Source organism: Pseudomonas sp. CFBP13508 (genome assembly GCF_005233515.1).
Lineage (GTDB): Bacteria > Pseudomonadota > Gammaproteobacteria > Pseudomonadales > Pseudomonadaceae > Aquipseudomonas > Aquipseudomonas mercuritolerans.
On record NZ_QFZZ01000008.1, the window covers coordinates 197,305 to 223,883 of the forward strand.

General features: G+C 60.2%; 24 protein-coding genes. 15 read left to right on the forward strand and 9 right to left on the reverse strand.

Annotated elements, in window-relative coordinates:
- Positions 1 to 150: 150 nt before the first annotated feature.
- Positions 151 to 3,516: a calcium-binding protein gene (locus PspCFBP13508_RS21825; RefSeq protein ID WP_241669539.1), complete on the forward strand. Its 3,366-nt coding sequence runs from the start codon at positions 151 to 153 to the stop codon at positions 3,514 to 3,516.
- Between the two features lie 111 nt (positions 3,517 to 3,627).
- Positions 3,628 to 5,586, forward strand: a complete 1,959-nt coding sequence (locus tag PspCFBP13508_RS21830) for a hypothetical protein (protein WP_137215666.1) — start codon at positions 3,628 to 3,630, stop codon at positions 5,584 to 5,586.
- Between the two features lie 58 nt (positions 5,587 to 5,644).
- Here PspCFBP13508_RS21830 and PspCFBP13508_RS21835 read toward each other — a convergent pair whose 3' ends face one another.
- From PspCFBP13508_RS21835 to PspCFBP13508_RS21855, 5 genes are all read right to left on the reverse strand, one after another.
- A complete protein-coding gene (locus PspCFBP13508_RS21835; protein WP_137215667.1) occupies positions 5,645 to 6,205 on the reverse strand; it encodes a hypothetical protein in 561 nt (186 codons plus the stop codon).
- A 71-nt stretch (positions 6,206 to 6,276) separates the two neighbouring features.
- On the reverse strand, positions 6,277 to 6,531 hold the full coding sequence (locus PspCFBP13508_RS27355; RefSeq protein WP_130912119.1) for a hypothetical protein: 255 nt from the start codon (positions 6,529 to 6,531) through the stop codon (positions 6,277 to 6,279).
- 90 nt (positions 6,532 to 6,621) lie between these two features.
- On the reverse strand, positions 6,622 to 7,212 hold the full coding sequence (locus PspCFBP13508_RS21845) for an LON peptidase substrate-binding domain-containing protein (RefSeq protein ID WP_137215668.1): 591 nt from the start codon (positions 7,210 to 7,212) through the stop codon (positions 6,622 to 6,624).
- A gap of 10 nt (positions 7,213 to 7,222) precedes the next feature.
- Positions 7,223 to 7,939, reverse strand: coding sequence for an LrgB family protein (locus PspCFBP13508_RS21850; RefSeq protein ID WP_016773013.1), 717 nt, complete (start codon positions 7,937 to 7,939; stop codon positions 7,223 to 7,225).
- Entirely contained in the window at positions 7,939 to 8,301 is a 363-nt protein-coding gene (locus PspCFBP13508_RS21855) for a CidA/LrgA family protein (protein ID WP_016773012.1), read from the reverse strand. Before PspCFBP13508_RS21855 ends, PspCFBP13508_RS21850 begins: the two co-directional genes overlap by 1 nt.
- A gap of 194 nt (positions 8,302 to 8,495) precedes the next feature.
- Here PspCFBP13508_RS21855 and PspCFBP13508_RS21860 point away from each other — a divergent pair, with 194 nt between their 5' ends.
- The 3 genes from PspCFBP13508_RS21860 (at position 8,496) to PspCFBP13508_RS21870 (ending at position 11,450) form a co-directional block, all read left to right on the forward strand.
- Entirely contained in the window at positions 8,496 to 8,951 is a 456-nt protein-coding gene (locus tag PspCFBP13508_RS21860) for a MaoC family dehydratase (RefSeq protein ID WP_016773011.1), read from the forward strand.
- Between the two features lie 102 nt (positions 8,952 to 9,053).
- A complete protein-coding gene (locus PspCFBP13508_RS21865; RefSeq protein ID WP_137215669.1) occupies positions 9,054 to 10,781 on the forward strand; it encodes a C13 family peptidase in 1,728 nt (575 codons plus the stop codon).
- 27 nt (positions 10,782 to 10,808) lie between these two features.
- Complete coding sequence (locus PspCFBP13508_RS21870) at positions 10,809 to 11,450, forward strand: oxidoreductase (protein WP_016773010.1); 642 nt, start codon at positions 10,809 to 10,811, stop codon at positions 11,448 to 11,450.
- Positions 11,451 to 11,550: 100 nt separating this feature from the next.
- On the opposite strand, the gene PspCFBP13508_RS21875 is transcribed toward PspCFBP13508_RS21870, so the two are convergent.
- The 4 genes from PspCFBP13508_RS21875 to PspCFBP13508_RS21890 form a co-directional block, all read right to left on the reverse strand.
- Entirely contained in the window at positions 11,551 to 11,835 is a 285-nt protein-coding gene (locus PspCFBP13508_RS21875; RefSeq protein ID WP_137215670.1) for a YceK/YidQ family lipoprotein, read from the reverse strand.
- Complete coding sequence (gene ubiX / locus PspCFBP13508_RS21880; RefSeq protein ID WP_137215671.1) at positions 11,828 to 12,475, reverse strand: flavin prenyltransferase UbiX; 648 nt, start codon at positions 12,473 to 12,475, stop codon at positions 11,828 to 11,830. Before ubiX ends, PspCFBP13508_RS21875 begins: the two co-directional genes overlap by 8 nt.
- Positions 12,472 to 13,821: a UDP-N-acetylmuramate:L-alanyl-gamma-D-glutamyl-meso-diaminopimelate ligase gene (mpl, locus tag PspCFBP13508_RS21885; protein WP_016773007.1), complete on the reverse strand. Its 1,350-nt coding sequence runs from the start codon at positions 13,819 to 13,821 to the stop codon at positions 12,472 to 12,474. The genes ubiX and mpl overlap by 4 nt, the downstream gene beginning before the upstream one ends.
- A gap of 380 nt (positions 13,822 to 14,201) precedes the next feature.
- Entirely contained in the window at positions 14,202 to 16,115 is a 1,914-nt protein-coding gene (locus tag PspCFBP13508_RS21890) for a sigma-54-dependent Fis family transcriptional regulator (protein WP_137215672.1), read from the reverse strand.
- Positions 16,116 to 16,417: 302 nt separating this feature from the next.
- Between PspCFBP13508_RS21890 and PspCFBP13508_RS21895 the strand changes: the two genes are divergently transcribed.
- From PspCFBP13508_RS21895 to PspCFBP13508_RS21940, 10 genes are all read left to right on the forward strand, one after another.
- The gene (locus PspCFBP13508_RS21895) at positions 16,418 to 17,938 is read left to right on the forward strand and encodes an aldehyde dehydrogenase family protein (protein ID WP_024014465.1); all 1,521 of its coding nucleotides are present in this window, start codon (positions 16,418 to 16,420) and stop codon (positions 17,936 to 17,938) included.
- Between the two features lie 193 nt (positions 17,939 to 18,131).
- Positions 18,132 to 19,583, forward strand: coding sequence for an ethanolamine permease (gene eat / locus PspCFBP13508_RS21900; protein WP_039761854.1), 1,452 nt, complete (start codon positions 18,132 to 18,134; stop codon positions 19,581 to 19,583).
- A gap of 52 nt (positions 19,584 to 19,635) precedes the next feature.
- Positions 19,636 to 21,030, forward strand: a complete 1,395-nt coding sequence (locus tag PspCFBP13508_RS21905; RefSeq protein WP_137215673.1) for an ethanolamine ammonia-lyase subunit EutB — start codon at positions 19,636 to 19,638, stop codon at positions 21,028 to 21,030.
- Between the two features lie 5 nt (positions 21,031 to 21,035).
- Positions 21,036 to 21,860: an ethanolamine ammonia-lyase subunit EutC gene (gene eutC / locus PspCFBP13508_RS21910; protein ID WP_016773003.1), complete on the forward strand. Its 825-nt coding sequence runs from the start codon at positions 21,036 to 21,038 to the stop codon at positions 21,858 to 21,860.
- A gap of 115 nt (positions 21,861 to 21,975) precedes the next feature.
- Positions 21,976 to 22,437, forward strand: a complete 462-nt coding sequence (locus tag PspCFBP13508_RS21915; protein WP_016773002.1) for a GNAT family N-acetyltransferase — start codon at positions 21,976 to 21,978, stop codon at positions 22,435 to 22,437.
- Positions 22,438 to 22,695: 258 nt separating this feature from the next.
- Positions 22,696 to 23,346 carry a DedA family protein gene (locus PspCFBP13508_RS21920; protein ID WP_016773001.1) on the forward strand — a complete coding sequence of 217 codons (651 nt, stop codon included), beginning with the start codon at positions 22,696 to 22,698 and terminating at the stop codon, positions 23,344 to 23,346.
- A gap of 4 nt (positions 23,347 to 23,350) precedes the next feature.
- A complete protein-coding gene (locus tag PspCFBP13508_RS21925) occupies positions 23,351 to 24,163 on the forward strand; it encodes a zinc-dependent peptidase (protein ID WP_137215674.1) in 813 nt (270 codons plus the stop codon).
- 112 nt (positions 24,164 to 24,275) lie between these two features.
- Positions 24,276 to 24,803, forward strand: coding sequence for an inorganic diphosphatase (gene ppa / locus PspCFBP13508_RS21930; RefSeq protein ID WP_003205933.1), 528 nt, complete (start codon positions 24,276 to 24,278; stop codon positions 24,801 to 24,803).
- Positions 24,804 to 25,123: 320 nt separating this feature from the next.
- Positions 25,124 to 25,870: a S24 family peptidase gene (locus PspCFBP13508_RS21935; protein ID WP_073475694.1), complete on the forward strand. Its 747-nt coding sequence runs from the start codon at positions 25,124 to 25,126 to the stop codon at positions 25,868 to 25,870.
- Positions 25,871 to 26,293: 423 nt separating this feature from the next.
- The gene (locus tag PspCFBP13508_RS21940; protein WP_137215675.1) at positions 26,294 to 26,533 is read left to right on the forward strand and encodes a type II toxin-antitoxin system RelB/DinJ family antitoxin; all 240 of its coding nucleotides are present in this window, start codon (positions 26,294 to 26,296) and stop codon (positions 26,531 to 26,533) included.
- Positions 26,534 to 26,579: the final 46 nt, after the last annotated feature.

Sequence of the window (26,579 nt, forward strand, 5' to 3'; positions counted from 1 at the left end):
ACCGCAGCTTCATACACACCATTCAAGGATCAAGACGTGGCGAAACTCATCATACCCTCGACGCATAGTTCCAATGTGCGCCTGCTTCAAGTCACTCCCATTGATGCCTCAGCCAATGCGTATGCACCGGCAACAGGCAACCCCGAGCACGTGCCTTCACCTTCCATCGTCGAGCCCGCTGACGCCTCGCACAACCAGACGCTGCAATCCCTCGACGAACACTTCGGCCCGCTGCGCATTGGCGAGTACATGGCCAGTCGGGTCGAACTGCAGGCGCTGGGCGCAACGGTCAACGGCCAACTGATCAGCACGACAAACGCCAACATGAAGGTCCCGGATCAAGAGTTTCTCGACGGGCTCAATTTCCAGGCGGCAGCAGTCGAAAGTCGCTTGAGGGCGGCCGACGTCCCGGACAGCGGCCTGGTGGCAATGCTCTTTTATGAGATCGCCTGCAAACGCTCCATCGACGCCGGGCCGATGTTCGTCAGCGACTCGCCCATTGCGGCTGGCAGCAGTACCGATCGCCTGAATCAACTGGGCAAGGCTGCGCAAAAGCTGGATATCCATCGGATCGATACGTTCGAAAACGCGCCAGGCTGGATCAACAAATACAAAAGTTACCTGACCAGCAGTGCAGGTGTCGGCCTGCAGGGGTTTGGCATCTACAGCGGTTATATGGCCATGGCCGATGCGCTGCAAAAGGGTGAAAAACTGGAAGCGCTGTTCCAGGGCAGCTCCATTGCCGCCGAACTCGGCTCGCTGGTCATCGAGCAGGGTCTGACCAAGACTGGCCACGCGATGCTCACTCAAGGAGGCAACCTCTTCAAATACTTCCCGCTGACTTCGGTGGGCAAATACATGAGCCGCGGCGCAGGAATGTTCGCCAGCGCGATCACCCTGCCGTTCGACATCATTGATGCGGTCAAATCGTTCAATGCTGCTGCTGCCGCGTCGGGCAAAGAAGCGCAGGATCACTACGTCAGTGGCGCGCTGAGCGTGGCCGGCGCTGGCATCAGTCTGGTGTTGGGCGTCGCTGCGCTGGCCGGGTTTGGCAGTGTCGCCGGCCCGGTCGGGCTCGCCGCTGCGGCGCTGCTGATCGCCGGGTCGATGATTTATCAGGCCGCGCGGGTGGTTGACGACATCGATGACTACATCGAACTGACTGGCCTCGAACGCCTGCGCTCCGGCTGGTTCGCTTTCACCCGCCAGGAACTGGACACGGAGGTGATGGATCGCTTCAAGCTGAGCAAAGGTTATCGCGACCATGAAAAACAGCTCGAACAGTCGGCCAGGGACCTGCTCGAGGGCGCGTACAAGAACTCCATCGAGCACGTGGTCAACGGCGCTTTTCGCACCGAATTGCAATCCGTCGAGCTGTGGCGCTATGTCTGGGACGAAAGCGTCGGACAGAAGCCGTTCAAACTCGATAGCCAGGCCGTCATCGTTGGCGCAGACGATGTGATCGATGCCGGCGATGGCTTGCCTGCCGATCTCAAAGGCAAGGTCAGCGGCAGCGCGGGCGAAGGCAAAGGCATTTTCTGGCGCCTGGGCGATGGCGATGACCGCGTCGTCGGCGTCAAGGCCCAGGCCAATCTGTTCACCTACCGCGACGGCCACAAAGCGCTGACCGGCGGCGACAGGAACGATGCGTTCCATCACGAAGTCACTGAGCAGGAACTGGACCGGCCAGGCAAACCGGCGCACATCAATGTGCTCGACGGCGGTGCCGGCGCCGACACCGTGGCGTTCGAAGGCAGCCGCCCGACCAGCGACACGCGCCACATCGGGCATGACATCAATCTGCAAACCGGCAAGGTGGCGTTGCGCGGCCTGGACCCAGCGGCGCAAGGAATCGAAGTCGCGCACCTGACTTCGTTCGAGAACGTCTCGACCCTGCGCAAAGGCACCAGCCGCGTCACGGGTACCGCCGATGCCAACCAGATTGCTGCCAACGGTTACGACCGCATCAGCGCAGGAGACGGCAACGACATCATTGCCATCTTCGGCACCGAATGTCAGGTGGACGGAGGCAGCGGCGAGGACAGCTACTACATCGCCAATACCAATATGCGCACAACGATCATCGAGGACGGCGAACACTCCAGCGTGGTCGAATTCGGCTGGCCGCGGGAAGTCATTCAGCGCTGGCAGGTCATTGGCACTTCGCTGGTCGTCAGTTCGCTGCGCGGCAAGGATGGCAGCGAACCCGAACATGTGCTGACGCTGGAAAACGTCTATCGGATGGTCGACGGCCAGCGCCAACTGAAAAACGCCCGATGGTTGTTCCGCACACAAGACAAATATGAACTGCTGGCGCTGCTGCCTGCCCAGCCAGGCGAAGCACTGAGTCAGGACATCGAGGTCGCCGTGACCGTCAACGGTCGACCGGCCGCGGCGCCGGCCATCATCAATGACGGCAAGGTAGTCATCGACAGCCAGGGCCTGAATCGATATTTCATTGCACGCACGGACCGTCGGGTCGAATTCGTCGCTGAGCGCACCGCACCTGCCACGGCCCGCACCGTTTATCTCGACTTCCGGGACAGTGAAATCATCGACGCGGTGATCAGCTATGACGTCGAGTTGCGTAACGGAGTTTCGGGCAATACCCACCTGATCTACACGAATATCTGCCTGTCGATTCTGCTGCCGTCCAAAGTGGTTGCGTTCAAGGGCGTGATTCAAACCATTGCATCAGCGACGGGATACAGCGGCCGCAACAGCCTGAAAGTCACCACACCCCTGCTGGCGCAGGACATCGTGCTGGTTCTCCAGGATGAAGTTTCCTACCGCCTGCAAGTGCCGGAGCTGGACTACGAAGAAGACGCGCAAAACCCCGGCACGCGGCTGTTCAGCACACGCAGCTGGTTGAAAAAGCGCAATGGCAAATATCTGTTCACGCGGCCTTTGGTCAGTGAAAAACCAGCATTGACCGCACAGGCGAGCAAGGTGGTCATCGAACAGCGTGCGCACACAGGAATCTATCTGCTCGAGGGCCAGAGCGCGACGTACGACGTTTATCTGGCCAGCAACTGCATCGTGCGCCTGTCCACCCCGGGGGCCGCGGCGAAAACCGCCAATGCGTCAACCTGGAATCTGTTTACTCGCACGCTCGGTGAGACCGTTACACGCGAGGACATCCGGCTTGACGGCAATCGCTTGCGCATCGCCAGCGTCACCGTTGAACTGCCGGAGATGGGAGTCGACACGCCAGTGGAGTCCGTCAGCGTGGTGACGTCGGCCGGCAATATCTACGAAGTCTCGCTGCTGTTCGAAATGTTGCAGCTATACGTCATCGATGCCCGCAGCTACGCCAGCGTCGAGGCGCTGCTGGCCGGCATCGAACAGCACAGGCAACGCAGCGAACTGGCCGCACGGGTCTACGTGACGCACATCGGTTACCAGCCCGGCATGCAGGGCACGCTGGTGTACAACTCGGTGAGCAACTACTGGAGTTCGGTGACTGATCCACAGACACGCTTGAACCGCGAAGACCTGTTTATCGCCCGCCATTGAATCTGACCGCGCCAGCGCGATGTGAACAAATTGCCAGTGGAGATCCGACTATCCACTGGCACCTGAACAACTCTGCCATTGAAGGCTGACTCGTAAAAAAGGAGTTTTTTCATGCGACAAAAACCAGGAGGCGTGCGCCCTTCACCGACGGCCGATACATCCACCGGTTCAACATCCCGTCCTTCACAACCCGATCGCTTGACAGATCTGGACTTCCATTTGCCAGGACGAATCAGACCGGACGGTTTGAACGAAACGCCTGGCACCGGCCCCAGCGCCTTTGACAATCACGGACAAGTGGATGCGAACATCACGGTCTCGCAGATGCGCGAGACGCAAGCTCCTCGACCTCGAACAACAGGCTTGCCACTGGAACTCTACTTGCAAAGCGTCGATCAGACCCTCGCCTGCAATGCGAACGGCCTGAGGGTTTATAAGGGTCGTCAGTTTGCCGACATCGCCAATGATGACGGCACCGCCGCAGGGCAAACGGTGATGGTGGCGTATCACGACCTGATGAAGGCCTGGCGCGCCAGGCTGCCGAGCGAGCGAGTGCCATCCGGACCGCCTCTTTATCGAGTCGCCGACACTGACTTGTGGAGCTTGAACAAGCTCGTCGAGGAGTACCCATCCGATCGTCGGGCCGGATCCTATTCCGCAGCTGTACCGGATGCGCAAGGCTATTACGCAGTACACGAATGGCAGGAAACGCCCCATCAAGGGCGGGTCACCTCGCGTTTGAATGTCGGCTTCGCCTTTCGGGACAAGCACGGCAGACTGATCAAAGCAGACCCGAGCGAGGCACGTCCGGACCCTTCCTTGCCTTTGCAGCTTGCGCACTGGACCGACGGCGAAATCTGGGATGCGTATAACCTGCGCGATGCACAAATCCATGCCTTTCGTACCGAAGCCCAAGCAAACGGCGGTCCGCCAGCGTGGGCAAGACGCAGGGATATCAAGGACCATCATAAATTCCTTCTGGACTCCATGAAGTGGTCCCACCCGGAGAAAACGCGCAGCGAATGTGCCGAGCTTTTACGCAGTTACAATCTGAGCGTCGCTCAGCAAAAACGCTTGCGTGCAGACATGGAAGACGGCTTCCCGGAGTGGGCCGGACAGCACAGACAAATGACACAAAACGGCCCGGACGAGAAAAGGTTCGAGCACATTGCGGAGGAACTGGGCCCGTTCAGTCTGAAGCTTAGAGAAGAAGGTGAAGGGGGTGAGAGCGATCTGCCTGACGTTAGTCAACGTTATGAAGAAAGCTTTCTGAACAGCTATCTCGAATATGCAGGCTACAAGCGCAACAAGCATGACTATCTTTATCGTACGGACATCCCTGCAATGTTCCGCGCCGATTTGCGTACCCCCTTTGAACTGGCGCGGGACAAGCGGTTGGTGAAGTTGCGGGGCAACCCTTCCGACACCACAACCAAACATGCTTTCAGCGCGACATTTTCTTTGGGTGACGGCGTCCATTATTTGAGTTTTGACTACTATTCCAACCCCCGCCACTACAACAGCCAGGCCAACCGCTATGCGGGGCATTTTTCCGACAGTGACTCATCCAGCGGAAATCGATTCAGTTCGGGTGAGGAGTCGGATACATCATTTGAGATGGACAACTCGCGTGATTACCCATTGCTGCGGCGCAAACAGGCACTTGGCTTTATGTATGTCATCGACACTCGCAGCATCGAAGTGGTCCCGCGGGTGGAAAACATCTACCTGAATAACAGGGACTTTGAGGGGGATACCTACGAAGGGCGGATTTCCATGCCCACCCGGGGTATCAGCGCCGAAAGGATCTGGCTGGTGCGATCGGATCTGAGCCAGGCAGCGCGTGTCGAGGATGTGTTAAGGCAGGCAGGCGACAATGCGGATGCGATCGAAAAGGCAACCTGGGCAGGCACTGATGGTGAGGATATGTATTGGCATGGAAGCAATGCCTATGACCGATTGATAGATCAAATAGCCCAATCCGGTGGCGTCGTGTTAAAGCTGCCAAAAGGCGGGAAGACCTGTTCCGATGATGTGACCTGGCCTGTGGCCGAACACTACCGCCCATGAAAAAAGGCGCCATTCATTGAAAATGAATGGCGCCTTTTCATGAATCTGCTGCTGTACGTTATTTAACGACTTTGATCACCAATCGTGCTGGTTTGCTGTTGAAGGCGTTATGCCCTGTGACATTGGGGTCTGTGTCCAGAAACAAACTCATGCCATCGCTCAACTGCCGATACAGCGGCTTGTCCTGCGGCTCGCTGTTCAACTCGATAAGTGCCGCACCGGAAGCGATATCGTTGAGGGAAGCCTTCGGCGCCCCATACGTACTGATTGAAAAGTAATGCTGCGGGGCGCTGGTGCTTGCCAACAGGTTATGGGTCTTGTCCTCGATGAAAATCTGCGCACCGTCAAACGCGCCCGGATGCACCAGGTGGACTGCGTAATAATCACCCTGAGGAACGAATTTCAACACCAGCGGGTCATCATCCTCATGGTCAGCCAGCGTAATGAAGCTGGATGTCCGCAGGCTCGTCAGTCCTACCTCAGCCTCCAGTTTTTCGCCCAGGGTTATCCGCTTGTCTCGCAACACCTGTTGCAGACGCTGTTGATTGAGAACGACCGGTCGACCATCCAGATAAAGATTTGCCGTGAAGCTCTTATTGTTTATTTTTGCCAAAGACATAGGGTTACCCACTGATAAACGCTCTGCCGTGACTCAACTGCATCGGCAGATAAATACTGAAAAGGGAAAAATCAAATAGCGGTCGCGGTCGCGATGGTTGCGGCTGTTGCCAACATCCGCGGTATATCCCCGTCAGGGATCTTTCCAGACTTGCGTTTACGTCGGGCTATTACCATGCGATCGGCATAATTCGCTGCCGCCTCGATTACGAGGCCGGCGTTATGATCAGTACCGGCATTTTTCAGAATATACTTGCCGGCAATATCGTCCCAGAACGCCCATTCATCTTCATATACAGTCATGCTTTCGTCCTTGTTCTTGTTCAAGTCATCCGCTTCCTGCGGACAACTTGAAACTAAGGCAAAGGCATGATCAGAACAATGCTGGCAAAAGCGATCAGTTGATTCAGAGTGCAACTAGGCAAACAACTCGCCCTGCAACTCATCGAGCAATGCCTGAATTGCATCCAGCCGTTGCTGAGGGTCGTCGAGTTGCAGCAGATCGATCTTGTCTTCTTCAGCGAAGGGCAACAGATAGGCAAGCTGATTGGCCAGCGCCTGTTGCCCGGCGGCTTCGGTGCCCATATCCAACGCTTCGACCATCGGGTGTTCGGCCAGCGCCTTGAGCAGCGCGACCAGATCGGCGTCCTCGTCCTGTAACGGTTGCTCGGGCTCGTCGTCCAGCCATTCGACGTCGGCCAGAATCAGTTGGTCGCGCTGTACTTCGGTGCGCAACACGGTGAAACGCCGCCCGCCCTGGACACGAATGCCGAGCAGGCCGTTGTCCTGTTGCTGGAAATCGGTGATCCGCGCCTCGCAGCCGACCAGCGCAAAACCTTCCGGCGCGACGCCGACTTCGCTGCCCTCAAGGATGCACACCACACCGAAACCGACGCCCTGCTTCATGCAGCGGCCGATCATGTCGAGATAGCGCGCCTCGAAGATCTGCAAGTCGAGATTGCAGCCGGGGAACAGCACCGTGTTCAGCGGAAAAAGCGGCAGACTCATAGACATTTCCTTACACCACCATCGACACCGCCAACGGCAGGAACACCGCCGTGGCCACGCCCATCAGACTCATCGCCAGCGCGGCGAACGCGCCGCACTCGTCGTTTTCCTGCATCGCCACCGCCGTGCCGACCGCATGCGCGGTCATGCCCAGCGCCATGCCGCGCGCTTCGGGGCTGTGCACGCCGAGGCGGGTCAGCAGCGCCGGACCGAAGATCGCGCCGATCACTCCGGTGATCAGCACAAACACCGCTGCCAGCGCCGCCACGCCGCCGATCTGCTCGGCGACCAGCATGGCGATCGGCGAGGTCACCGATTTCGGCGCCATGGTCATCAGGATCATGTGATCGGCACCGAACCACCAGCCCAGCGCCACGCCCATGCCCGTTGCCACTACCCCGCCTATCACCAGCGTAGTAAAAATCGGCCAGAACAATTGGCGAATGCGCCGCAGATTCAAATACAGCGGCACCGCCAGCGCCACCGTGGCCGGCCCCAGCAGAATGCTGAGGATCTCGGTGCTCTTGCGGTATTCCGCGTAGGTCAGGCCGCAGCCGACCAGCACACCGATCACCAACAACATGGAGACCAGCACCGGTTGCAGAAAGATCCAGCGGGTTTTCTCGAACGCCGCCAGCACCAGTTGATAGGCGCCAAGGGTGATGCCGATGCCGAACAGCGGATGATGAATCACCGACGCCCACGCGCCTTGCCAGTCAAACAGCATCAGGACTCCTCCGCCGGCGGCGCGTGACGTTTGACCAGCCGCTGCATGAGCACGCCGGCAAAGGCCATCGACAGGATCAGCGAGACCACCAGCGCGCCGACAATCGCCCAGAAATCCGCAGCAATCGCCGTGGCATACACCATCACGCCCACCGCCGGCGGCACCAGCAGCAACGGCAGATAACGCAGCAGACTGCCCGCTGCCTGATTCAACGGCTCGCCGACTTCACCGCGAATGATCAGGAACACCAGCAACAGCAGCAGCCCGATGATCGGCCCCGGCAATATCGGCAACAGCAAATGATTGAGCGCGGTGCCAAGCAATTGGAACAGCACCAGCAGGGTCAGGCCACGTAACAACATCCGACATCTCCGTCTTACATTTTCAGCCAGCAGGGGCTCGGCATTATAAGCATGCCGGCGCTATGGCCCGGCATTCGCCAAAAGCATGGTCGGTTGACCTGAGCAAATCGCCATGATGATCTACAGTGGTTCGCAGGCCGGTCAAATCCGCCCCCTGAAAAACTATAAAACAGATGAACCCAAGGAGAGTCTCAATGCCCTATGTTCCCGTTGCAGAGCTCAAGGATTATGTCGGCAAGGAACTTGGACGTTCCGAATGGCTCACCATCGATCAGGAGCGCATCAACCTGTTCGCCGAAGCCACCGGTGATTTTCAGTTCATTCACGTCGATCCGGTCAAGGCCGCGCAAACGCCGTTTGGCAGCACGATCGCCCATGGTTTCCTGTCGCTGTCGCTGATGCCGAAACTGATGGAAGACATCCTCGTGCTGCCCGAAGGCGTGAAGATGGTCGTCAACTATGGCCTGGACAGCGTGCGTTTCATCCAGCCGGTCAAGGTCAACTCGAAAGTCCGACTGAAGGTCGACATGGTCGAAGTCACCGAGAAAAAACCCGGCCAGTGGTTGCTCAAGGCTACCGCGACACTGGAGATAGAAGGCTCGGACAAACCGGCCTACATCGCCGAGCCGCTGTCACTCTGCTTCGTCTGATCATCCCGGATGCGAAGCAGCGCACGCTGTTTCGCGTCACGTCTGTATATATGCGACGCATAGCTGCGGCATACTCGGTCGCCTAATTGCCCGGATCCCGCTATGCGCTCAATCGCTCGACTTGCACCCCTTGCCCTGACCCTGATACTCACCGCTTGCGGCGACGGCGAATCGCTGTTGCCGCCGGATGCGCGCCTGCCCGATGGCGGTCGCTATCGCGGTGAACTGGTCGACGGCTTGCTGCAAGGTCAGGGCCGCGTCGACTATCCCAACGGCAGTTGGTACGCCGGAGAGTTCGATAAGGGTCAGTGGCACGGGCAGGGCGAATGGCATGGCACCAACGGTGAGGTCTATCGCGGCCAGTTTCAGCAAGGTCTGTTCGATGGTCAGGGCAGCCTGAGCACCAACGCCAGCAGTTACACCGGTGGCTTCAAGCAGGGCCGGCGCGATGGCGAAGGTACGCTGAAAGAAAACGGCATGACCTATCGCGGCGAGTTCAAGGCTGACCAGTATTCCGGCCTCGGCCGCCTGGAAATGGATGACGGCAGCTCCTATCAAGGCCAGTTCGCCCACGGCAAACCCAACGGCGAAGGCCAGCGCGGCGATGCCAGCGGCAATTCGTTCACGGGTCATTTCGTCAACGGTCAACTGGAAGGCAACGGCACCTACAACAGCGCCGACGGCGATATCTACGTCGGCGGCTTCAAGAACAATCAACTGCACGGCAAGGGTCGCTACGAGAACGCCGACGGCGACGTCTGGCTCGGCCAGTTCAAGGAAGGCGCGCTGACCGGCAAGGGCGAACTGATCGGTGCTGATGGCAGCCATTACATCGGTGTGTTCAATGACTGGCGCTTCACCGGTCAGGGCCGCTTGAACCTGGCCGATGGCAGCTTCTACATTGGCGGCTTCGACAACGACAGCTATTCAGGACGCGGCACGCTGGTGCTGACCGATGGCAGCGTGCTCAGCGGCACCTGGATCAACGGCCAACGCGTGCGCGACGCCGACGGCAAGTTGCTGCCCGACACCCTCGAACTCGGTTTGCTCGCCCAAGGTCGGTTGCTGGATGACGCACTGGCGGCGATTCCCGCTTCGACTCCGGCAGTCGAGTTGTACACCCTGACCCTCGGTGGCGACGGCAAGCAAAGCGTGTTCCTGCGTGAATCCGATTACGTCGCCAACATGCTCAGTACGCGCTTTGGCGCCTTCGGCCAGATCCGCCTGGTCAATCATCGCGATCATCTCGGCGACCGGCCTATGGCCACTCGCGAAAACATGCGCCGCGCCGCGCAAGCCCTCGCCGAACGCAGCGGGCCGGAAGATCTGCTGTTCATTTATCTGACCAGCCACGGCACCGCCGAGCACGAACTGGTGCTCGATCAGCCGCGCATGGAACTGGCCGATCTGCCCGCCGATGAACTCGCCGCCGTGCTCGCGCCACTGAAGCATCGCGACAAGGTCATCGTGATTTCCTCGTGCTATTCCGGTGGTTTCATCCCGGCGCTGAAGGATGAACGCACGCTGATCATGACCGCCTCGCGCGCCGATCGGGTGTCGTTCGGTTGCTCGGAAGAAGCCAACTTCACCTATTTCGGCGACGCGCTGTTCGCCCAGGCACTGAACCAGACTGATGATCTGGAACAGGCATTCAAACTGGCCAAGGCCACCGTCGCCGAACGTGAGCTGGCCGACGGCTTCGAAGCCTCGGAGCCGCAGATTTGGGCGCCGAAAACCGTGCTGTCGCACTGGCAACTGCTGCGAAAACAGCAAGCGCGCAAAGCTTTGCACAGCAGCGCATTGAACGACGCGGCGAAAAAAGGCAACTAAGCTGAACAGTATCAAGGGAGAGACACTATGTACTTGACGCCTCAGCACGTATTGCTTGCCGGAGCCACCGGACTGACCGGTGAACATCTGCTCGACCGTTTGCTCAACGAGCCAACCATTACCCGTGTCCTCGCCCCTTCGCGCCGGCCGCTGGCCGAGCATCCCCATCTGGAAAACCCGGTCGGCGACCCGCAGGCGTTTCTGCCGCAGCTCAGTGGCCGGGTCGATATCGCCTACTGCTGCCTCGGCACCACGATCAAGCAGGCCGGCTCCGAAGAAGCCTTTCGCGCAGTCGATCTGGACATGGTCGTGGCGTTTGCCAAGCGCGCGCGGGAAATGGGCGCGCGGCACCTGATCGTGATCAGTGCGATTGGCGCCGATCCGAATTCCTCGGTGTTCTACAACCGGGTCAAAGGTGAAATGGAACAGGCCCTGCGCGCGCAGAACTGGCCGCAACTGACCATTTGCCGACCTTCGCTGTTGCTCGGCGAACGCACCGAACCGCGTCTGGTCGAGCAACTGGCCGGGCCGTTGTCGAAGCTGATTCCTGGGAAATACCACGGCATCGAAGCGTGCCAGTTGGCACGAGCGATGTGGCGCCTGGCGCTGGAAGAACAGGATGGGGTGCGGGTGATCGAGTCGGATGAGCTGCGCAAGTTAGGCAAATAACTCCGGGACTTTCAGAACCAAAAGATCGCAGCCTTCGGCAGCTCCCACAGAAGACCCCATTCCCCTGTAGGAGCTGCCGAAGGCTGCGATCTTTTGACCTTTACAATCCACCAGTCGCCTGGAATCCGATGCCAATCACAGTGAGCAACGACAACGGCAACAACAGCGTGTCGAGCAGCGCACTGGCCGGCAGGTCCACTCCCGGATAGCTCGGCGCCTCGGCACCGAACCGGTCCATCGCGCAGCAGCCGCCGTTCAACGCATACAAATCCAGCCGCGTCCCGGCATACACCACCGGTGCGCCGGGTTTTGCCGCATCCAGCGTGCGCGCGGTGGCACACCCGCCCAGTTGCAGCGCCAGCATAAGCACCAGCAGCTTATTCATCGCTGCTCAGGTGATGCTCGCCCCAACGCGGCAGCATGTCCTGCGGGATGCCGAGCAGATTGAGAATCCGCGCCACAACGAAGTCGATCAGATCATCGATGGTCTGCGGCTGGTGATAGAAGCCCGGCGAGGCCGGCAAAATGGTCACGCCCAGATTCGACAACTTGAGCATGTGCTCCAGATGAATGCTCGAGTACGGCGCCTCACGCGGCACCAGAATCAACTGACGGCGCTCTTTCAGGGTGACGTCCGCCGCGCGCTCGATCAGGTTGTTGCAGGCGCCGGTGGCAATCGCCGACAACGTGCCGGTCGAACACGGCACCACCACCATGGCTGCCGGCGCGCCGGAGCCGGAGGCTACCGGCGACATCCAGTCTTCCTTGCCGTACACGCGAATCTGCCCGGCGGCGGCGCCGGTGTATTCGGTGAGAAACGCTTGCATCATCTGCGGTTTGTTCGGCAGCGAAACGTCAGTCTCGGTGGCCATCACCAGTTGCGCAGCCTTGGAGATCAGGAAGTGCACTTCGCGATCTTCGCGCACCAGGCAATCGAGCAGGCGCAAGCCGTACTGCGCGCCCGAAGCGCCGGTCATCGCGAGGGTGATGCGTTCCGGGCCGCCGTTCTGCGAAAAAGTGTTCATTGCAGTGCCTCGGCAAGCTTGCCGTGCAGGCCGCCGAAGCCGCCGTTGCTCATGATCACCACGTGAGTGCCGGGCTGCGCCTGGCTCTTCACGCGCTCGATGATGCCTTCCAGCGAATCGCTGACAATCGACGGCACCGTGCACAATGCGGCGGTGGCGCCGAGGTCCCAGCCGAGGTTGGCCGGGGCATACCAGATCACTTGATCGGCATCGACCACACTGTCCGGCAAACCGTCACGGTGGGCGCCGAGCTTCATCGAGTTGGAGCGCGGCTCGATGATCGCAATCAATGGCGCGTCGCCGATGCGTTTGCGCAGGCCGTCGAGGGTGGTAGCGATGGCGGTCGGGTGATGGGCGAAGTCGTCATAAATGGTGATGCCGCGCACCTCGGCGACTTTCTCCATGCGTCGTTTGACGTTCTTGAACGCGCTCAACCCGGCGATGCCCATCGACGGCACCACGCCAACATGACGCGCGGCGGCCAGAGCAGCCAGGGCGTTGGCGACGTTGTGTTGACCGGTTAATTCCCACTCGACGGTGCCCTGGGACACGCCTTCGAACATCACTTCGAACGCCGAGCCGTCCTCGCTGAGCAGCTTGACCTGCCACTGACCGCCGGCACCGGTGGTTTGCACCGGGGTCCAGCAACCCATCTCGATCACGCGCTGCAACGCTGGCTCGGTGGTCGGGTGGATGACCAGCCCTTCGCTCGGAATGGTGCGCACCAAGTGGTGGAACTGACGTTCGATGGCCGGCAGATCAGGGAAGATGTCGGCGTGATCGAACTCAAGGTTATTCAGGATCGCGGTGCGTGGACGGTAGTGGACGAATTTCGAGCGCTTGTCGAAGAAGGCGCTGTCGTATTCGTCAGCCTCGATCACAAAAAACGGCGTACCGCCCAGGCGCGCCGATACCGAGAAATTCTGCGGCACGCCGCCGATGAGGAAACCCGGGCTCATGCCGGCATGCTCCAGCACCCAGGCGAGCATGCTGCTGGTGGTGGTCTTGCCGTGCGTACCGGCCACGGCCAATACCCAGCGCCCTTGCAGCACATGGTCAGCCAGCCACTGCGGGCCGGAGACGTACGGCAGGCCTTTGTTCAGCACATATTCCACCGCCGGGTTGCCACGGGACATGGCATTGCCGATCACCACCAGATCCGGCGCCGGATCGAGCTGTGCCGGGTCATAACCCTGCGTCAGCTGAATGCCCTGGGCCTCGAGCTGTGTGCTCATCGGCGGATAGACGTTGGCGTCGGAGCCGGTGACGTGATGGCCCAGCTCTTTGGCCAACACCGCCATCGAGCCCATGAAAGTCCCGCAGATACCCAGAATATGAATGTGCATAGTCGACCTCGTAAAACATGGCCGCAGGTTAGCGTAGGGAGGGGGAAATGGCACTCTTTAGCTGAAGGATGGAGACGGGTTGGCGGCTACATCTACGCACGGCTTCAGACCGCAGCCCCTCACCCCAGCCCTCTCCCGGGGGAGAGGGAGCCGATCTCGGACACCTTCAAATCCTGAGTTCGGCTCAATATTTCAGGTCGGCGTAAATCGGCCCGGCTTTCGATCGCAGCCCCTCACCCCAGCCCTCTCCCGGGGGAGAGGGAGCCGATCTCGGACACCTTCAAATCCTGAGTTCGGCTCGATATTTCAGGTCGGCGTAAATCGCCAAAACACCTCGGTCAGTCCCCTCTCCCTCTGGGAGAGGGTTAGGGTGAGGGCTTTCAGCTGACACGCCGCTCAATTCCGTGTTTACGCAGTTTTCTATAAAGGGTGTTGCGGCTTACGCCCAGTTGCTGCGCTGTATGGGTCATATGCCAGCGCGTCTGCTCAAGCGCATTGAGTAATGCGACACGCTCGGCGTCGTCCAATGGCTGCGCGGCAATCTGCGCCGCCACCACCGCCGGCCGCGCCTGCCGAATCATCACCGGCAAATCCTCAACCCCGACCCGCCCGCCATCACACAACGCCGCCAGCGTACGCAGGACATTGCGCAACTGCCGCACATTGCCCGGCCAATCGAACGCCAGCAGCGCCTGCCGCGCGGCTTCGTCGATAAGAATCGTTTCGCCTCCGGCCTCCTCGGCCAGGAGAAAATCCAGCAACTGCGATTTATCACTGCGCTCGCGCAATGCCGGCAACGCCACTTCCAGCCCGTTCAAGCGGTAATACAGGTCTTCACGGAAACTGCCGTCCTCGACCCGCTCGAGCAGATTGCGGTGCGTCGCGCTGATGATGCGCACGTCTACCGCTTGCGGTTCGCCGCCAATCGGCACCACTTGCCGATCTTCCAGCACCCGCAGCAAACGCGTCTGCAACGCCAAGGGCATGTCGCCGATCTCGTCCAAGAACAAAGTGCCGCCATCGGCCTGTTGCAGCTTGCCGCGCATGCCGTCCTTGCGCGCGCCGGTGAAGCTGCCGCCGCGATAGCCGAACAGTTCGCTCTCGATCAGGCTTTCGGGAATGGCCGCGCAATTGAGCGCGACGAAAGCATTGCCGCAGCGCTGGCTGGCCTGGTGCACAGCCTTGGCGAACGCCTCTTTGCCCGAGCCGGTTTCGCCGTTGATCAACAGCGGCACGTCGCGCTCGAACACGCGCAGGGCTTTGCGAAATTCCGCCTGCAACGCTTCATCGCCGAGGCAGATGCCGGACAGGCGTGGCGCTGGAGCAGCGATTGGCGCTGGAACAAAGGCTGTCGGCTTGCGCGATTCGCCGCGCAACACGGCAAACAGATGCCGGCCATCACGGGTGCGCAGCGGCCAACTGGCGCTGGCGCTGGCACTCGCGCGACCAAGCAGGTCATCCAGCGAACAATCGAAAAACGCTTCCACCGGTTTACCGAGCAAACCACCGCGAATATGCCCGAGCAGGTTCAGCGCGCTCTGGTTGACTGCGCTGATCCGCCCTTCGCCGTCAAACGCCAGCAGCCCTTCGCTGAACAGGCCGACGGACTCGGCCTGCAGATGAAAACGCAGCAACCATTGGTTGTCGAAACAGCGCAGGAAGTAGCAGCTCTCGATCATCTTCGCCGACAGATTGACCAGCGCCATGGTGTGGAACTGGCTCTGCCGCGAGACGTCGGGCCGCGCCGAAGACACGTCGAGTACCGCCAGCAATTCACCATGGGGATCGAACACCGGGCTCGCCGAACAGGTCAGCCCCGTATGGCGGCCGCGAAAATGCTCGTCCTGGTGAATGGTCAGCGCCTGACGCTCGACCAGACAGGTGCCGATGCCGTTGGTGCCTTCGCAGGCTTCGCTCCAGTCGGCGCCGAGCCAGAGCCCGGCGCGCTCGAAAATCTTCCGTTCGGTCGGCGCGGTGACGCAATTGAGGATCACCCCACGCGCGTCAGTCAGCAGCACCGCGTGGCCGGCGCCGGAGAGTTGTTGATGCAGGCTGCTCATCTCGGTGCCGGCGATTTGCAGCACTTGTTGCAGACGCTCGCGACTTTCCAGCACGCGGCCATGTTCAAGCACGGTCGGCGCCATGGTCACGGAAGGATCGAGGTGATAGTCCTCAAGGCAACGCAGCCACGAACGGGCGATCGATGGATCGGCGCCGGGGCCGTGCAGGTGCGGTTTGCCCTGGGTGACGGTGAGAACCTGGCGGGCATGGCGACTCAAATGGTTGTCGTGCATTTCTTATTGTTCTCCCCGGGGCGCGATGGCCCAAAGCATGAGGTGACGCCCAGCATCCTCCAGCGGCTCCGGCATTGCAATGCCGGCAAGACCGTCCGGTCACGGGCTGTGCCGCAAGCGGTACAAACTGTCACTCGCGCTGTACCGAAACCGTCACAGCGCCACTCCATTCGTCCGAGACAAACCGGCCAAGCCCTTGATTTGCCTGACCTGCACGGCAGTGGCCCGAGCCTTGCTCTACGCTTATAGCAAGCGCACTTGCGCGTTTCTCTAATAAGTACAAAGCCAAGGAGAACATCATCATGCGTTACGCCCACCCCGGTACTGACGGCGCCAAAGTCTCGTTCAAGAGCAAGTACGGCAACTACATCGGCGGCGAGTTCGTCGCGCCGGTCAAAGGTCAGTACTTCACCAATACCTCGCCAGTCAATGGCCAGCCAATCGCCGAATTCCCTCGCTCCACCGCCGAAGACATCGACAAGGCGCTGGACGCTGCCCATGCCGCCGCCGATGCGTGGGGCGCCACTTCCGTGCAGGCGCGCTCACTGATCCTGCTGAAAATCGCCGACCGCATCGAAGAGAATCTCGAACTGCTGGCGATCACCGAAACCTGGGACAACGGCAAAGCCATCCGTGAAACCCTCAACGCCGATATCCCCCTGGCAGCCGACCATTTCCGTTATTTCGCCGGTTGCCTGCGCGCTCAGGAAGGCAGCGCTGCGGAAATCGACGGCAACACCGTGGCCTATCACATTCATGAACCGCTGGGCGTGGTCGGCCAGATCATCCCGTGGAATTTCCCGCTGCTGATGGCGGCGTGGAAACTCGCGCCAGCGCTGGCCGCCGGTAACTGCGTGGTGCTCAAGCCTGCCGAGCAAACCCCGCTGGGCATTTGCGTGCTGATGGAACTGATCGGCGACCTGCTGCCGCCGGGCGTGCTCAACGTCGTGCAAGGCTTCGGCAAAGAAGCCGGCGAAGCGCTGGCGACCAGCAAGCGCATCGCCAAGATTGCCTTCACCGGCTCGACCCCGGTCGGCTCGCACATCATGAAATGCGCAGCGGAAAACATCATTCCGTCGACCGTGGAACTGGGCGGCAAGTCGCCGAACATCTTCTTCGAAGACATCATGCAGGCTGAGCCGAGCTTCATCGAGAAAGCCGCCGAAGGGCTGGTGCTGGCGTTCTTCAACCAGGGCGAAGTGTGCACCTGCCCTTCCCGCGCGCTGGTGCAGGAATCGATCTACGACGAATTCATGCAGGCCGTGATGAAGAAAGTCAGCCAGATCAAACGTGGCGACCCGCTGGACACCGACACCATGGTCGGCGCCCAGGCATCGGAGCAGCAATTCGACAAGATCCTCTCGTACCTGGAAATCGCCAAAGGCGAAGGCGCGGAACTGCTGACCGGCGGCAAGGTGGAAAAACTCGAGGGCAGCCTGGCCACCGGTTATTACATCCAGCCGACCCTGCTCAAGGGCACCAACAAGATGCGCGTGTTCCAGGAAGAAATCTTCGGCCCGGTGGTGAGCATCACCACCTTCAAGGACGAAGCCGAAGCCCTGGCGATTGCCAACGACACCGAGTTCGGCCTCGGCGCCGGCCTGTGGACCCGCGACATCAACCGCGCCTACCGCATGGGCCGGGCGATCAAGGCCGGTCGCGTGTGGACCAACTGCTACCACCTGTATCCGGCGCATGCCGCGTTCGGCGGTTACAAGAAGTCCGGCGTCGGGCGTGAAACCCACAAAATGATGCTCGACCATTACCAGCAGACCAAGAACCTGCTGGTGAGCTACGACATCAATCCGTTGGGATTCTTCTGATCCAGACGGGGTGAGGCAGGTGTTTCCTGCTTCGCCCTCTGAATTGTCTTCGCGAGCAGGCTCGCTCCCACAGGTGATTCATGGTCGTACGCAATCCCCTGTGGGAGCGGGCCTGCTCGCGAAAGCGTTGTGCCATTCAACCCAATGGCCTGGCTGTAGCCGGGCCAATAAAACAATAAAAATGGTGAACCCTATGCCAAGCGAATCCCCGGCTGGCGCTCCGGCGACCGGCTCCTCCGTCGACTTCGAGAAAGTCGGCTCCGATTATTTCCAACAACGCGAATTGAAAAAAGGCGCCGCCGGTTGGGTCCTGCTGGTCGGCCTCGGCGTTGCCTATGTGATTTCCGGCGATTACGCCGGCTGGAACTTCGGCCTCGCCCAAGGTGGCTGGGGCGGCATGTTTCTCGCCACGCTGCTGATGGCGACCATGTACCTGTGCATGTGTTTTTCCCTGGCCGAACTGTCCTCGATGATTCCCACCGCTGGCGGCGGCTACGGTTTCGCCCGCAGTGCTTTCGGGCCGTGGGGCGGGTTTCTTACCGGCACCGCGATCCTCATCGAATACGCCATCGCCCCCGCTGCCATCGCGGTGTTCATCGGCGCCTACTGCGAGTCGCTGTTCGGTATCGGCGGCTGGATGATCTATCTGGCGTTCTACATCATCTTCATCGCCATCCACATTTTCGGGGTCGGCGAAGCGCTCAAACTGATGTTCATCATCACCGCCGTCGCCGCCTTGGCGCTGGGGGTGTTTCTGGTGGCGATGGTGCCGCACTTCGACGTCGCCAACCTGCTCGACATCCCGGTGACCACTGCGGTCGGCGCCAGTCCGTTTCTGCCGTTCGGCTATGTCGGCGTATGGGCGGCGATTCCCTATGCGATCTGGTTTTTCCTCGCCGTCGAAGGCGTGCCGCTGGCCGCTGAAGAAACCAAAAACCCCAAGCGCGACCTGCCGCGTGGCCTGATCGGGGCGATGCTGGTGCTGCTGATGTTCGCCCTGCTGATTCTGATCGTCGGCCCCGGCGGCGCCGGTGCGAATTCGCTGCTGACGTCAGGTAATCCACTGGTCGAAGCCCTGAGCAAAGCCTACGGCGGCTCGACGTGGATGGGCAGCTTCGTCAATCTCGTCGGTCTGGCCGGACTGATCGCCAGCTTCTTCTCGATCATCTACGCCTACTCGCGGCAGATCTTCGCGCTGTCGCGGGCCGGTTACCTGCCGCGCAAACTATCGCAGACCAACAAGAGCAAGGCGCCGGTGCTGGCCTTGGTGATCCCCGGCATCATCGGTTTCGGTCTGTCGCTGACCGGTCAGGGCGACCTGCTGATTCTGGTTGCGGTGTTCGGCGCTACCATTTCCTATGTGCTGATGATGGCCGCGCACATCACCCTGCGCATCCGTCGCCCCAAAATGGACCGGCCGTACCGCACGCCGGGTGGCATTTTCACCTCGGGTGTGGCGCTGGTATTGGCGTGCATCGCCGTGGTGGCGGGCTTCCTCGTCGATCCACGGGTGGTGATCGGCGCGGCGATCATCTATGGAGTGTTAATTGCTTACTTTGCTTTCTACAGTCGGCATCACTTGGTAGCGGGCACGCCGGAAGAAGAATTCGCGGCGATTCAAAAAGCTGAACAAGCCTTGCACTGATTGTCGAAAACCACGGCGCAGACCCATTCTGCGCCGTCACGGAGAACGCTGAATGGCCAGTTTTGCTCAAACGGTCGGCGCGCAGACTTACCGCTTCGACAGCCTTAAAGACGTCATGGCCAAGGCCAGCCCTGCCCGCTCGGGGGATTTTCTCGCCGAGATCGCCGCGCTCAACGACGGCGAACGGGTGGCCGCGCAAATGGCCCTGGCGGACATCCCGCTCACGCACTTCCTGCAAGAAGCGCTGATTCCCTACGAAGCCGATGAAGTTACCCGGCTGATCATCGACACCCACGACAAACAAGCCTTCGCCGTGGTCAGCCACCTCACCGTCGGCGGCTTTCGCGACTGGCTGCTCAGCGATGCGGCGGACGAAACCAGCCTGCGCGCCCTCGCCCCCGGTTTGACCCCGGAAATGGTCGCCGCCGTGTCGAAGATCATGCGCGTGCAGGATCTGGTGCTGGTCGCGCAGAAAATCCGCGTGGTCACCCAATTTCGCGGCACCCTCGGTTTACGCGGGCGCCTGTCGACCCGCCTGCAACCCAACCACCCGACCGACGAGCCGTCCGGCATCGCCGCGAGCATTCTCGACGGCCTGCTCTACGGCAACGGCGACGCAATGATCGGGGTCAACCCGGCCACCGACAGCATCGCTTCGATCTGCGCGATGCTGGAGATGCTCGACGCGATCATCCAGCGCTACGACATCCCGACCCAGGCCTGCGTGCTGACCCACGTCACCACTTCGATCGAGGCGATCAACCGTGGCGTGCCGCTGGATCTGGTGTTCCAGTCGATTGCCGGTACTGAGGCAGCCAATGCCAGTTTCGGCATCAACCTCAGCGTGTTGCAGGAAGGCTACGACGCCGGGCTCAGTCTCAAGCGCGGCACCCTCGGGCAGAACCTGATGTATTTCGAAACCGGTCAGGGCAGCGCGCTGTCAGCCAACGCCCACCACGGTGTCGACCAACAGACCTGCGAGACAAGGGCCTACGCCGTGGCGCGACATTTCAAGCCGTTCCTGGTGAACACCGTCGTAGGATTTATCGGCCCGGAGTACCTCTACAACGGCAAGCAGATCATCCGCGCCGGCCTTGAAGATCACTTCTGCGGCAAGTTGCTCGGCGTGCCGATGGGCTGCGACATCTGCTACACCAACCACGCCGAAGCCGATCAGGACGACATGGATACCCTGCTGACGTTGCTCGGCGTCGCCGGCATCAACTTCATCATGGGCATCCCCGGCTCGGACGACATCATGCTCAATTACCAGACCACTTCGTTTCACGACGCCTTGTACGCCCGCCAGACCCTGGGCCTGAAACCGGCGCCCGAGTTCGAGCAATGGCTGGCCAACATGGGCATCTTCACCCAGGCGGACGGCAAGGTTCGCTTCGGCAACAATCTGCCGCCGGCCTTCCGCCAGGCCTTGGCGCACTTGGGATGAGTCTTATGGAAAAACCTCCGGTCGATCCGCAAAACCCGTGGCTGGAACTGCGCCGCCTGACCCCGGCGCGCATTGCCCTGGGCCGCACCGGCACCAGCCTGCCGACGCGGGCGCAGCTGGATTTTCAGTTTGCCCACGCCCAGGCCCGCGATGCTGTGCACCTGGCCTTCGATCACAGCGAAATCAGCGCACAACTGAGCGAGCGCGGGCGGGAAACCCTGGCGCTGCAAAGCGCCGCGCCGGACCGACACACCTATCTGCAACGCCCGGATCTGGGGCGCAAGCTCAGCGATGAATCGGCGCAGACCTTGCGCGACTACGCCAGCCAACATCCGGGCGGGGTCGATCTGGTGATGGTCGTCGCGGATGGCCTGTCGGCGCTGGCGGTGCATCGCCACACGCTGCCGTTCCTGACACGCCTGGAAGAACAGATGAGCGGCGACGGCTGGTCCGTGGCGCCGGTGGTGCTGGTGGAACAGGGCCGCGTCGCCATCGGTGACGAGATCGGCCAGCTGCTCGGGGCGAAAATGGTGGTAATGCTGATCGGCGAGCGCCCGGGCCTGAGTTCGCCGGACAGCCTCGGGCTGTATTTCACTTACGCGCCGAAGGTCGGCCTGACCGATGCGTATCGCAACTGCATTTCCAATGTTCGGCTTGAAGGCCTGAGCTACGGCATGGCGGCGCATCGCTTGCTCTATCTGATGCGCGAGGCCTGTCGGCGCCAGTTGTCGGGGGTCAACCTGAAGGATGAAGCTCAGCTGCACACATTGGAGGCGGACGACGCTGTCGACATGAAAGGCAACTTCCTGCTCGATCCACCGCCAGCCTGAACCGTTTCCGCATTGCCTTTCTGCGCTGCTTTCAGGCAGGATCGACGCACGGCCGCCCGGGTTTCCCATCGCCGTCAGAGCAGTTGAAGACAGCCACTTGAAGACGAGACCTATCATGCGGATTATTCAAGCGACCCTCGAACATCTGGATTTGCTGACTCCTTTGTTCGTCAAATATCGCGAGTTCTACGGCTCCCTGCCTTACCCGGATTCCTCCCGCGCGTTCCTCGAAAAACGCCTGCGCCGCAAAGAGTCAGTGATCTATCTGGCCCTGGCCGACGATGATGACAAGAAACTCATGGGCTTCTGCCAGCTCTATCCGAGCTTTTCGTCGCTGTCGCTCAAACGCGTGTGGATTCTCAACGATATCTACGTTGCCGAAGATGCGCGCCGGCAACTGGTCGCCGACAACCTGATCCGCACTGCGAAGAAAATGGCCAAGGAAACCCAGGCCGTGCGCATGCGCGTATCGACCAGCGCAAACAACGAAGTGGCGCAGAAAACCTACGAATCGATCGGTTTCAAGGAAGACACCGAGTTCAAGAACTACGTACTGCCGATCAGCGACGAGCTCTGAACCCAAAAGATCGCAGCCTTCGGCAGCTCCTACAGCGGAACGCGTTCCAATTGTAGGAGCTGCGAAGGCTGCGATCTTTTGAGGGCTGACAATTGTTCACACCACGACACTCCCCGCTACAAAACCGGCGCGCTTTTCAGCGGTCAGACCGTATAATCCCGTTCTTTCCGGCTTGTAAGAAAAACTACACCCCGCTGTAGGCTTACACGAAGTCATCCGCACAGGCCTGCCGAGTCGGGCCGTCATACAGGTGCCCCCATGGATTTCAACCCGCTCGACCTTATCCTGCATCTCGACGTGTACCTCGATTTGCTGGTGAACAACTATGGGCCATGGATCTACGCCATCCTGTTTCTGGTGATTTTCTGTGAAACCGGTCTGGTGGTGATGCCGTTCCTGCCGGGAGACTCGCTGCTGTTCATCGCCGGCGCGGTGGCCGCAGGTGGCGGCATGGATCCGGTGCTGCTCGGTGGCCTGCTGATGCTGGCGGCGATCATGGGCGACAGTACCAACTACGTGATCGGACGCACGGCCGGGGAGAAGCTGTTCAGCAACCCGAACTCGAAAATCTTCCGTCGCGATTACCTGCAAAAAACCCACGACTTCTACGACAAGCATGGCGGCAAGACCGTGACCATGGCGCGTTTCCTTCCGATCATCCGCACCTTCGCGCCGTTCGTCGCGGGCGTCGCGCGGATGCCGTACCCGCGTTTCTTCGGTTTCAGCGTGCTCGGCACCATCCTCTGGGTCGGCGGCCTGGTCACTCTGGGTTACTTCTTCGGCAACGTGCCGTTCATCAAGAAAAACCTTTCGCTGCTGGTGGTGGCAATCATCCTGCTGTCGCTGGTGCCGATGATCATCGGCGTGGTGCGCAGCCGGTTCGGCGGCACCAAAGTGCAATCGCACTGATCCGATGTGGTCACTGAGCGCCTGGCGACGCCGGCGCCTCCTGGCCAGGCACCCGATTGCCGACGACCTGTGGCAACGGGTGCGCCACCAACTCTCCTTCCTCGATGGCATCAGCGCTGCTGAAGACCAGTGGTTGCGTGAAGCCTGCGTGCTGTTTCTCGACGACAAACACCTGACCGCCCTGCCCGGCGTCGAACTGCATCAGGAGCAACGCCTGCTGCTCGCCGCCCAAGCACAGTTGCCGCTGCTGCATCTCGGTGATCTGAACTGGTATCAGGGTTTCCACGAGATCGTGCTGTACCCGGATGACTTCCTCAGCCCGCAACGCCATCGCGATGCCAGCGGCGTCGAGCATGAGTGGGACGGCGAACACAGCGGTGAGGCCTGGCAGCAGGGGCCGGTGATTCTCGCCTGGCCCGGCGTACAGGCCAGCGGTGGCTGGGAAGGCTACAACCTGGTGATCCACGAACTGGCGCACAAGCTCGATATGCTCAACGGCGACGCCAACGGCCTGCCACCGCTGCATGCCGACATGCGCGTCAGCGACTGGGCTGAAGTGATGCAGGCCGCCTACGACGACCTCAACCGCCAGCTCGACCACGATCCCGACGCCGAAACCGCCATTGATCCCTACGCCGCCGAGAACCCTGCGGAGTTCTTCGCCGTCACCAGCGAATACTTCTTCAGCGCCCCGGATCTGCTCCACGAGGCTTATCCACAGGTCTACTTGCAACTGCAGCTTTTCTACCGGCAGGATCCGTTGGGCAGACTGCGGCAACTTCAGGCCACAGACCCGGTCTATCAGGCGCACGACTAAGCTCTGCACGACTTCTGGTACGTGGCGTCGGCGTAGGAATGTGCCTATAATCGCCGCCACTTTTTGGTCAATCCGGCCAAGTGTTTTTGGTCAACTACGGGGGCAACGCCCAATGAGCTACAGCAAGATTCCGGCTGGCAAAGACCTGCCGAACGACATCTACGTCGCGATCGAGATCCCGGCCAACCACGCGCCGATCAAATACGAAATCGACAAAGACAGCGATTGCCTGTTCGTTGACCGTTTCATGGCCACCCCAATGTTCTACCCGGCCAACTACGGTTACATCCCGAACACCCTGGCTGACGACGGTGATCCCCTGGACGTGCTGGTCGTGACCCCTTACCCGGTAGCGCCAGGCTCGGTAATCCGCGCCCGTCCAGTCGGCATCCTGAACATGACCGACGACGGCGGCGGCGATGCCAAAGTCATCGCAGTGCCACACGACAAGCTGTCGCAGCTGTACGTCGATGTGAAGGAATACACCGACCTGCCGCCCCTGCTGATCCAGCAGATCGAGCACTTCTTCGCGAACTACAAGGATCTCGAGAAGGGCAAGTGGGTCAAGATCGAAGGCTGGGCCGGTGCAGACGCCGCCCGCGAAGCGATCACCAAGTCGGTTGCCGCCTACAAGGGCTAAGCAATTGCGCTTTGCGTGACGCTTGAAGAAAACCCCGGATTTCCGGGGTTTTTTGTTATTGGCGTCTGCATAATCGACTAGGTTTTTCAGCTCGATGTAACTCGAAATACACCTTGGTCGGCCCCCTCTCCCTCCGGGAGAGGGTTGGGGTGAGGGGCTCTTGAAAAAACCCGACTAAACAAACCGTTTAAATTCCTACATGCAGTTTTAATCTGTTTAATTTCCCACAAGTACGTCTTACATCCCGTCGCAAAATACAGGCTTTTTTTGAACGCCCGGTTTATTCAAACCGCTCTAGTCCGGCCGTAGACTCCGTGTTTATGAGAAAGAACACTAGCGGTCCACGATTCAAGGCACTCCTGGAAGCAGCGAACATCAGCACCACGGATTTCGCAAGGTTCTGGGGCACGGAAGCCCAAAACGTTCATAACTGGTACACCCGGGGCGTCCCGGCGTATCGCATGGAAGAAGTCTCACGCCTGTTGTCGGTCAATAGTGAATGGCTGAAAACCGGGGAAGGCGTCAAGGAGGTCGCGCGCCTGCACCCACCCGCCAGCAATGGCGACACGTTCGATGCCCAGTCCATCTGCGGCGTCTACACCGTCATCAACCCCAGCGACATTGACCTGGCATTTTTCAAGGAAACCCCGATCGCCAATGGCGACGGCAAAACCCACGTCATCCTCGACCCCGACCAGTCCCTGCGCCTGCCCCGCGCCCACCTCGATCAACTCGACATCCAGCACGCCAACGCCATCTGCGCGCACATGATCGGCAACAGCATGGCCGATCGCATCGAGGACGGCTCCATCGTCGCCATCGACCGTGGCCTGACCCAGGTCGTCGACGGCGAAATCTACGCCGTAGAGCACGACGGCATGCTGCGCATCAAATACCTGCACCGCATGCCCGGCAACGGCCTGCGCATGCGCAGCCACAACAGCGCCGAATACCCCGACGAGGTCTTCCGGCCGGCGCAGATCGAAGAGCAGCGGATTCACATTCTTGGCTGGGTGTTCTGGTGGTCGACACTGGGCAAGCGCCGGCCGGTGGTGCCGTTTCTATGACATTTCACTTGAACCTGTGGGAGCGAGCCTGCTCGCGAAGAGGGCCCTGATAACCAGTACAAATCCAGGATTTGTACTGCTTCAGTCGCTCTAAACCGCACTCGAGGCTGGGAATCCAGAGCAAAACTCAGTATCCTGCGCCCCACATTCGCGCATCGACCCGCCCAGCGGCTCGGATGACGCCCGACGCGGCAGACCAACGTCTGACCAAGTCCCACAGCCGGACGCAGATCCGGATGTACGTTTTGAAGGCTGGCGCGGTTTACCAAAAATAAACCAAGCCAGTCCCCGAGAAGCCGGCCACAAGCCGGCTTTTTAATGCCTGCAAAAAAGGCTACGCCTACCTTTTGGAGTCTGAGCCTCCATTTATTGAAGTGATTACCTTACTGTCGTAACGACAAACTTCATTACAGGAACTTCATCATGGCCTTCATCAACATCCGAATTGACGATGATCTGAAAGAGCGCTCCTTCGCAGAACTAAAAAAGCTGGGCGTCACGCCTTCAGAATTAATGTGTCAGACGCTCCAATATGTGGCCGAGCGGGGAAAGCTTCCCTTCAAAACGACGTTGCTCGGTAAGGAAGATGTAGCGCTGATTGCCGTAGTCAGCGAACGTCTCGCATTGACTCAGCGAGTCAAGGTGAGCCTGGATGACCTATAAGACCTGAGTTGATCGACGTGCCTCACAGGAATCAAACAAGCGGGAC

Bases quoted from the DNA above. Each gene is read 5' to 3' on its own strand.
- PspCFBP13508_RS21920 (WP_016773001.1), top strand. From the start codon at position 22,696: ATGGATTTCAACCCGCTCGACCTTATCCTGCATCTCGACGTGTACCTC.
- PspCFBP13508_RS21830 (WP_137215666.1), top strand. From the start codon at position 3,628: ATGCGACAAAAACCAGGAGGCGTGCGCCCTTCACCGACGGCCGATACA.
- PspCFBP13508_RS21935 (WP_073475694.1), top strand. From the start codon at position 25,124: ATGAGAAAGAACACTAGCGGTCCACGATTCAAGGCACTCCTGGAAGCA.
- PspCFBP13508_RS21845 (WP_137215668.1), bottom strand. From the start codon at position 7,212: ATGAGTCTGCCGCTTTTTCCGCTGAACACGGTGCTGTTCCCCGGCTGC.
- PspCFBP13508_RS21895 (WP_024014465.1), top strand. From the start codon at position 16,418: ATGCGTTACGCCCACCCCGGTACTGACGGCGCCAAAGTCTCGTTCAAG.
- PspCFBP13508_RS21865 (WP_137215669.1), top strand. From the start codon at position 9,054: ATGCGCTCAATCGCTCGACTTGCACCCCTTGCCCTGACCCTGATACTC.
- mpl (WP_016773007.1), bottom strand. From the start codon at position 13,821: ATGCACATTCATATTCTGGGTATCTGCGGGACTTTCATGGGCTCGATG.
- PspCFBP13508_RS21870 (WP_016773010.1), top strand. From the start codon at position 10,809: ATGTACTTGACGCCTCAGCACGTATTGCTTGCCGGAGCCACCGGACTG.
- PspCFBP13508_RS21860 (WP_016773011.1), top strand. From the start codon at position 8,496: ATGCCCTATGTTCCCGTTGCAGAGCTCAAGGATTATGTCGGCAAGGAA.
- eat (WP_039761854.1), top strand. From the start codon at position 18,132: ATGCCAAGCGAATCCCCGGCTGGCGCTCCGGCGACCGGCTCCTCCGTC.
- eutC (WP_016773003.1), top strand. From the start codon at position 21,036: ATGGAAAAACCTCCGGTCGATCCGCAAAACCCGTGGCTGGAACTGCGC.
- PspCFBP13508_RS21875 (WP_137215670.1), bottom strand. From the start codon at position 11,835: ATGAATAAGCTGCTGGTGCTTATGCTGGCGCTGCAACTGGGCGGGTGT.
- PspCFBP13508_RS21905 (WP_137215673.1), top strand. From the start codon at position 19,636: ATGGCCAGTTTTGCTCAAACGGTCGGCGCGCAGACTTACCGCTTCGAC.
- PspCFBP13508_RS21915 (WP_016773002.1), top strand. From the start codon at position 21,976: ATGCGGATTATTCAAGCGACCCTCGAACATCTGGATTTGCTGACTCCT.
- ppa (WP_003205933.1), top strand. From the start codon at position 24,276: ATGAGCTACAGCAAGATTCCGGCTGGCAAAGACCTGCCGAACGACATC.
- PspCFBP13508_RS21890 (WP_137215672.1), bottom strand. From the start codon at position 16,115: ATGCACGACAACCATTTGAGTCGCCATGCCCGCCAGGTTCTCACCGTC.
- PspCFBP13508_RS21940 (WP_137215675.1), top strand. From the start codon at position 26,294: ATGGCCTTCATCAACATCCGAATTGACGATGATCTGAAAGAGCGCTCC.
- PspCFBP13508_RS21925 (WP_137215674.1), top strand. From the start codon at position 23,351: ATGTGGTCACTGAGCGCCTGGCGACGCCGGCGCCTCCTGGCCAGGCAC.
- PspCFBP13508_RS21855 (WP_016773012.1), bottom strand. From the start codon at position 8,301: ATGTTGTTACGTGGCCTGACCCTGCTGGTGCTGTTCCAATTGCTTGGC.
- ubiX (WP_137215671.1), bottom strand. From the start codon at position 12,475: ATGAACACTTTTTCGCAGAACGGCGGCCCGGAACGCATCACCCTCGCG.
- PspCFBP13508_RS21850 (WP_016773013.1), bottom strand. From the start codon at position 7,939: ATGCTGTTTGACTGGCAAGGCGCGTGGGCGTCGGTGATTCATCATCCG.
- PspCFBP13508_RS21835 (WP_137215667.1), bottom strand. From the start codon at position 6,205: ATGTCTTTGGCAAAAATAAACAATAAGAGCTTCACGGCAAATCTTTAT.